Source organism: Oleiphilus sp. HI0086 (genome assembly GCF_001635225.1).
The window spans coordinates 1-7,367 of the sequence record NZ_LWFZ01000695.1 but is presented as its reverse complement, the minus strand read 5'-3'; the positions used below and the strand labels follow the sequence as shown (position 1 = coordinate 7,367).

General features: G+C 44.1%; 6 protein-coding genes and 1 pseudogene. 4 read left to right on the top strand and 3 right to left on the bottom strand.

Features of this window, described 5'->3' with window-relative positions; all coding sequences use genetic code 11:
• The 4 genes from A3756_RS11065 to A3756_RS11050 form a co-directional block, all read left to right on the top strand.
• Positions 1–347: aconitase family protein (locus tag A3756_RS11065; RefSeq protein ID WP_255376515.1), on the top strand; the 347-nt coding region annotated here is incomplete at its 5' end.
• Between the two features lie 5 nt (positions 348–352).
• Complete coding sequence (gene leuD, locus A3756_RS11060; RefSeq protein ID WP_068510291.1) at positions 353–1,003, top strand: 3-isopropylmalate dehydratase small subunit; 651 nt, start codon at positions 353–355, stop codon at positions 1,001–1,003.
• A 36-nt stretch (positions 1,004–1,039) separates the two neighbouring features.
• Positions 1,040–2,152 (top strand): aspartate-semialdehyde dehydrogenase, encoded by a 1,113-nt coding sequence (asd, locus tag A3756_RS11055; protein ID WP_068510289.1) that lies wholly within the window; start codon positions 1,040–1,042, stop codon positions 2,150–2,152.
• 206 nt (positions 2,153–2,358) lie between these two features.
• The gene (locus A3756_RS11050; protein WP_068553502.1) at positions 2,359–3,546 is read left to right on the top strand and encodes a PilT/PilU family type 4a pilus ATPase; all 1,188 of its coding nucleotides are present in this window, start codon (positions 2,359–2,361) and stop codon (positions 3,544–3,546) included.
• A 623-nt stretch (positions 3,547–4,169) separates the two neighbouring features.
• On the opposite strand, the gene A3756_RS11045 is transcribed toward A3756_RS11050, so the two are convergent.
• From A3756_RS11045 to A3756_RS27665, 3 genes and pseudogenes are all read right to left on the bottom strand, one after another.
• Entirely contained in the window at positions 4,170–5,996 is a 1,827-nt protein-coding gene (locus tag A3756_RS11045; RefSeq protein WP_068553501.1) for a diguanylate cyclase, read from the bottom strand.
• A 250-nt stretch (positions 5,997–6,246) separates the two neighbouring features.
• A complete protein-coding gene (locus tag A3756_RS11040; protein ID WP_068510282.1) occupies positions 6,247–6,831 on the bottom strand; it encodes a hypothetical protein in 585 nt (194 codons plus the stop codon).
• Positions 6,832–6,915: 84 nt separating this feature from the next.
• Positions 6,916–7,367: pseudogene (locus A3756_RS27665) on the bottom strand (ABC transporter substrate-binding protein); the annotation flags it as partial.

Here is a 7,367-nt window from a genome sequence, read left to right as displayed (position 1 = left end):
TTAGAGCGGCAGCAGAAGTGGTCAAGGGGCGCAAGGTTGCAGACTCTTTAACGCAGGCGCTGATTGTTCCAGGCTCTGGCTTGGTCAAGGAGCAAGCTGAGCAAGAAGGGCTGGATAAGATTTTCTTAGAAGCCGGTTTTGAATGGCGTGAACCGGGTTGCTCAATGTGCTTGGCAATGAATGCAGACAAGTTGGGTGAAGGCGAGCATTGCGCTTCAACTTCAAACCGTAATTTCGAAGGTCGCCAAGGCTTTGGTGGTCGTACGCATTTGGTTAGCCCTGCCATGGCCGCTGCGGCTGCCATAGCCGGTCACTTTGTTGATGTACGTGAATTTATTAAGGGGTAAAAGCGATGAAAAAGTTTACACAAGTTAAAGGTATCGTTGCTCCGATTGATCGTGCCAATGTCGATACCGATATGATTATGCCAAAGCAGTTCCTTAAGTCGATCAAGCGCACGGGCTTTGGTATTAACTTATTTGATGAGTTGCGCTATTTGGATGAAGGCTATCCTGGGCAAGACTGTTCAAAGCGCCCATTGAATATGGACTTTTCGCTTAACCAGGCGCGCTATCAGGGGTCAAATATTCTTATTGCACGTCAAAACTTTGGTTGTGGTTCATCTCGTGAACATGCGCCTTGGGCGCTTGATGATTATGGCTTTCGTGCTGTTATCGCGCCGAGCTTTGCGGATATTTTCTTCAACAACTGCTTCAAGAACGGTATTTTACCGATCGTTCTGAGTGAAGAAGATGTTGACGTAATCTTCAACGAATTATTCGCAAACGAAGGTTATGAACTAAGTATTGATTTAGAGCAACAAACCGTGACTTCACCGAGTGGTAAAGTATACAGCTTCGAAGTCGATGACTTCCGTAAGCACTGTTTGTTAAACGGTTTGGATGATATTGGCGTAACGCTAGAAAACGTCGAAGCAATCAAGGCTTATGAAGAGAAAAGAAAAGCTGAAGCACCTTGGTTATTTGTAGATTTTGAGCGATAAAACAGACTTATTGGATTATTTAAAAGAGTTTTCAAGATGAAAAAATTAGGACTTGTTGGTTGGCGAGGCATGGTAGGCTCCGTGCTAATGCAGCGCATGAAAGAAGAAAACGACTTCTCATTGGTTGAGCCTATTTTCTTCACAACCTCACAGGCTGGCCAAGATGCGCCAGATGTTGGTCAAAGTGAGAAAAAGCTTAAGAGCGCAACCGACATTGCTGAATTATCAGCAATGGATGTCATCATTACTTGTCAGGGTGGTGATTATACCAAAGAGGTATTTCAGCCACTGAGAGACTCAGGCTGGGACGGCTACTGGATTGACGCAGCTTCTGCGCTTCGTATGGATGATCAAGCGATTATCGTGCTCGATCCTGTTAACCGTGACGTGATCGATAAAGGCCTGGCATCAGGCGTTAAGAACTACGTTGGCGGAAACTGTACGGTCAGCTTAATGCTGATTGCGCTAGGTGGTTTGTTTGCTGAAGACTTGATTGAGTGGGTTTCACCCATGACTTATCAAGCAGCTTCAGGTTCTGGTGCCAAGCATATGCGTGAACTAATCTCGCAGATGGGTGATATTCATAATACTGTAATTAATCCACTATCAGACCCTGCAAGCGCAATCCTTGATATCGACAAAGCGGTCGCTGAAAGGCTGCGTTCTGATGAGTTTCCAAAAGACCAATTCGGTGTGCCGCTTGCGGGTAGCCTGATTCCTTGGATCGATACCCAGCTACCTTCAGGGCAAAGCAGGGAGGAGTGGAAAGCTGGCGCCGAGACAAACAAAATACTAGGCATTGAAGACACACCGATCCCTATTGACGGCCTGTGCGTGCGTATTGGCGCAATGCGTTGTCATAGCCAGGCCTTAACGATCAAGCTGAAGAAAGATATTTCAGTGGAAGAGATTGAGCAAAAATTAGCGAAGGCGAACGACTGGGTTAAGGTTATTCCGAATGATCGTGAGCAAACGATTAATGAGCTTACACCTACTGAAGTAACTGGTACGCTAAGCATTCCTGTTGGTCGTATTCGTAAGCTTACAATGGGGCCGGAGTATATTTCAGCGTTTACTGTAGGTGATCAGCTACTATGGGGTGCTGCTGAACCTCTAAGAAGAATGTTACGCATCTTGTTAGAACAGTAGTTAGCTCTGATTGAGCCATATTTTCAGTTTTACATAAACAATATGGCTCAATTCTTCCTCCCTTCTTGTACTACCTCTCATACTTCACGTTTTTACCGCTCAAGTATCCATCAAATCATTTCAAGCTGGCGAAACCCACACATATAGTCTATTTCTTATTGTCTAGATTTCTTTACTCTCTTGATCTGACGAATAGGATATTCTCGATGAAATTTGAAAAATACTTAACTGTGCTAGCACGTAATGACGGTTCTGATTTGTATTTAAGTACCGGCGCGCCGCCTTGCGCAAAGTTTCACGGAAAGTTAAAACCGCTAGAGCAAGAGCCTTTACAGCCTGGGGTAATACAAGATATTGCATATAGCGTGATGGATAGCGAACAAACAAAGGAATTTGAGCAAGAGCTAGAAATGAACCTAGCCTATACAATTTCCGGTGTTGGTCGCTTCCGTATCAATATATTCAAACAGCGAAACGAGATTTCAATCGTTGCACGTAATATCGTCACAGAGATTCCAAAGGCTGATGACCTGGGTTTACCGCAAGTATTAAAAGAGGTCGTAATGGCTAAACGTGGCCTAGTGTTATTTGTTGGTGGTACAGGTTCGGGCAAATCTACCTCTCTCGCAGCACTCATAGATCACCGTAACTCGAACGCAGGTGGTCACATTATCACTATCGAGGACCCTGTAGAGTTCGTCCATAAACATAAGAAGAGTGTAATAAACCAACGTGAAGTCGGGGTTGATACCCGAAGCTATAGAGCCGCGCTTAAGAATACTCTGCGTCAGGCGCCGGATGTTATTCTAATTGGTGAGATCAGGGACAGAGAGACGATGGAGCACGCGCTAGCCTTTGCTGAAACTGGCCATCTCTGTATTTCTACGCTCCACGCTAACAACGCAAACCAGGCGCTCGACCGAATTATCAACTTCTTCCCTGAAGACCGACGTATTCAGCTACTCAATGATTTAGCACTGAATATGCGTGCATTTATTTCTCAACGTCTAATACCAACAGTAGATGGAAAGCGTGCGGCGGCCATTGAGATTCTCTTAGGAACGCCAACTATCAGCGAATTAATCTTGCGTGGAGAGATTGAAGGCATAAAGGAAATTATGGAAAAATCCCAAGGTTTAGGGATGCAAACATTCGATACCGCTTTATTCAATCTACACAAAGCAGGCAAAATATCTCTTGAAGAAGCTATTAAGAACGCTGACTCTGCTAATAACCTTCGCTTGAAGATCAAGCTAAATGACTCGAATGGTGGAGAAGGGGATTCAAGTGAACCGTCTAAAGACACCATGGTCACGTCCAGCGGTTTGGAATTAAGCCTTGAAGAAATTAAGAAGGACGAACCCGAGGATGATTTTCCTTCGCCTTCATTTTAATGGTCCGAACTCGGCCTATAGTTTTAAAATAGCGTTTAGGCCCAGCGTGACAGGGTTGCTTAGGCATGAATGTCCGCATTTAATACTCAGACAACTCTAATAGGGTGCGCCATGCGCACCGCTGAACCCTGTGGCTCAAACAAACATAAATTGAGGTAACCCCCTAACCAGTAAGCAGAGCCTTCCACGGCTCGCAAGCGGGCTAGCACGGAGCAGAGTCATACTGATGGTGGAACCTTCTGGCAGCGAAGGGCATAATCTTCGCCGGTGCGCGCGGCGCACCCTATCAAGATAGAGATTATTCAGCCAAACCTGCATGTGGTGGACTAACGAAAAGAACACAGAGTGCTACCTTTCTCGAAGCCTGCTATCTTCACCTTCCTGCCTCTGACATAAGCCCAAGTTTATACTAGCAGTCACGACATTGCGGACATGGATATGAGTGAATGTTACTCTGACCCCAATATTTATGACCCCAATATTTAGAATGATGTTTAGGCTATTTTTACCTGATTGAGCTCATCGCAAAGTAAAAGCCCAGGCACGTTTTTAGACGACATGGCGAAAGGGGCGGGTTATAGTTCCTACTCTCCTAAGTACATATCTGTAATAACTAATCTTTATTATTGCTGATGCTTCGTTTGATAGCTTTCCACACGGTTTCGGCCATTTCGTTTTGCAGAATAAAGCGCATTATCTGCATTTTCCAAGAGATGCTTAGCTGTATCTGTTTTTTCAGGTATCGTAGAATAAACACCGATACTTACGGTGACAGCTTGATCAAAACCCTCAGCTTCAATGACATACTGATCGATACGTTTTCGAATTCGCTCAGCGACAACGATTCCTCCCTCTAGCCCCGTTTGAGGTAACACGATGCAAAACTCTTCTCCGCCATATCGAGCGGCTAGGTCGGTAGGAAAGCGCAATTGTGTTGAGAGCTCAGAAGCAACGGCCTGTATGCAAATATCACCAACCAAATGGCCAAAGTTGTCGTTTACAGCTTTAAAATGATCGATATCAATGAGTAGTATTGAAACGGGGTGCTGGTATCGTCTTGCTCGGATGATCTCCTGATCGACATATTGATCAAGATAACGGCGATTCTTAATGCCGGTTAGTTGGTCAGTGTCGCTAAGCTCTTTTAGGCGTTGATTCGCTATTTCCAGCTCCTTGGTTCGTGCTGCGACATTTTCTTCTAATTCATCGTTCGCTTGTTTTTGAACTGCTAAAGCGTGCTCCTGAGCTTCAATCCTTCCAGAGCGTTCATGATTGATTCGCTGAGCAAGAGCAAAAGAAAGTAACATTGCTTCTAGCAAAGAACCGAGCTGAACTGATTGGTCAGTGATAATGTTTCTGGGAATGATTTGGAACTTACTGAGTGCTAATAAAATTCCACCGACTAACAGCCCTGTCCAGGATATGACATACAAACCAGCGGACTTTTGACCCACGTACCAAGCATATACGCCAACTGACAGTGCCCATAAGCAGCTAAAGGCAGCATAGGGTATAAGAAAAACAATTGAATAATTGTAGGGAAACCATAGGTAACAGAGCATAGCTGCCAAACAAATAGCCGACAAAACATTTGCCTGTAGGGACAGCTGGTTTTTTAGTTCGCTAAGTTTTAGGAAGTACTTAGCAAAAAGTACTGCGAAAAGTAGAACGCCATTCAGGAATATGAGCGTGGACGTATCGTTCCAGGAAGTGCTTTCCGGCCACAAATATTGAAAAGACCAACCGTTCAAACTGGCCAAGAACATTAACATGCTACAAATATAGCTGACATAAATTAGGTACACTTTGTCTCGAAGGGTCAGATATACCAAGAGGTTGTAGATGGCGATTACTAGTATGCCTCCCATATACACGCCATGAACGAGATTGGTTGCGCTATCTGCTTGTCGGTGAGCTTCAGGGCGCCATAACTTAATGGGGACTTGCAGTGAACTTGAGGATTTGGCTCTAACGTAAACCCTTATGTTTTGTGACGAAGGCAGGTCAAGGGGGAGTATAAATAAGCGGTGCTTAAGTGGGCGCTCCGAAAAACTAAGTTTGTCTCCCATAAAGTGTTTGTCGATTATTTGATTTTTTGCAACTAGATAGACATCTAGATAATCGAGAACAGGGTAATCAAATTCTAGGTAAAACTGGCTGTCGCTTCCAATATTTATTACGTCAAATTTAAGCCACCAGTCTGAATTACTATACCCCCGGTTAAATATTTGCTGGGTACTGGTTTGCCATCGGGGTTCGTTACTCAATATTGATTCGATAGTCTGCTCAGCGTTAGGTGCTTCTATGTACTGGATGCCTTGCCCAATAGGGGTATGTGAACTGGAAGTTGTTCCAACTTCAAAAGTAGCGTGAGATGCACTACATAAACCCAATAAAAAGAGAGTGGTGAGAAGTAACAGTACTGAATTTGATGGCAGGCACTTAGACATAAGATAAATATAGTCTGGGTGTCCATATTTAACAACCTGGATAGCTATTTTTTAATAGCGGATAATGCGTTTGTCGAACGAATTGATTATTTAATCTTCCTCTCACTGACTTATAAGTGACGATGGCAGGCTGTTAGATAAGTAGCGATTTTTACAGTTGATCGTTGCTTACTAGCACGATAAGGGAATAAATGAATACTGCATATAAATGATTGCCTCATTGCTTAAATAAGGCAATCAGTTCTATCAACTACATGTTATTTTGCTTCTTGAACTCTGTAATCAATTCAAGCGGCTTGTGCTTTTTGTTTGTCTTGTTTAGCACATAGACAACAGTCTCGCCTTTTGGTCCTGAACCGATTTCTGTGAAACGATAAGGTGCTTCGCCTACTTTTCGAACGCTATTCATATCTTCTAGTGTGCTGAAGACGTAGATTCGGCCTTCCATGCGCATTTCACCATAGAATGGCTGGGCTGGCGCTACAGTGCCTTCAATCAGATCAATACTTGGAATACCTGAACGCTTCTTCTTATCTTCGCCTGTCAAAGCAAACTTTAGGGTTTCGCCTTTAGGGCCTGCACCGATGCGTGCAACCATGTAAGCAGTATGCCCAGTCTTAAGGAAAGATTGGTATAAGGCTTTATCATAGAAAAAGTAAATACGGCCATCGTGGTGTACTTCATATAATGCCGGTACCTTTACTGACATCTTTGTTTGCGTTTGCATTGTTTCAGACGCTGAAGTAGCTTCTTTTGTATCCGTGCTTGCGCACGCAGCTACACCAAGAGCCATAACCGTTGATAAGCCAAGTATACGTAGTTTCTGTGCGATCATTGCTTGATTCCCGTTTTGTGTGTGATACGACCAATACAGGATATTAAGTTTTTATGACAGGAATGTTACAGGAAATGGGAAACCCTAATCATTGCTTGTTTTACGCCACCAGTTCTCAACACCAAGCTTATAGGGCGGCTGAGTGCTTGGACGAGCAAATCGATCCCAATAGGCAAGACGGTGGTAGTTTAGGTGCCAGTTTGGAATGCTATAGTGTCTCCATAAGAGTACTCGGTCTAGCGCATTCATTGCGACTATCAGTTCTGCGCGGGTCCTGGCTCGCAATACATGGCCAAGCAGGTCGTCAACGACAGGGTCATTGATACCCGCATAATTTTGGCTGCCCTCGATATTAACCGTATCGGAATGAAAGTAGTCTCGTTGCTCGTAACTGGGGGCCTGACCCTGAGACAAAGAAACAGTCGTCATATCGTAATCAAATTGATCTAACCGTACTTTGTATTGAGCTGTATCGATTAGCCGTGGCTCTGCAGTAATACCGATTTTTTGTAAGTTCTTCACAAAAGGTAGAATAA

Excerpts from the sequence above, each read along its gene's own strand:
- A3756_RS11050 (WP_068553502.1), top strand. The coding sequence starts at position 2,359 with ATGAAATTTGAAAAATACTTAACTGTGCTAGCACGTAATGACGGTTCT.
- A3756_RS11045 (WP_068553501.1), bottom strand. The coding sequence starts at position 5,996 with ATGTCTAAGTGCCTGCCATCAAATTCAGTACTGTTACTTCTCACCACT.
- leuD (WP_068510291.1), top strand. The coding sequence starts at position 353 with ATGAAAAAGTTTACACAAGTTAAAGGTATCGTTGCTCCGATTGATCGT.
- asd (WP_068510289.1), top strand. The coding sequence starts at position 1,040 with ATGAAAAAATTAGGACTTGTTGGTTGGCGAGGCATGGTAGGCTCCGTG.
- A3756_RS11040 (WP_068510282.1), bottom strand. The coding sequence starts at position 6,831 with ATGATCGCACAGAAACTACGTATACTTGGCTTATCAACGGTTATGGCT.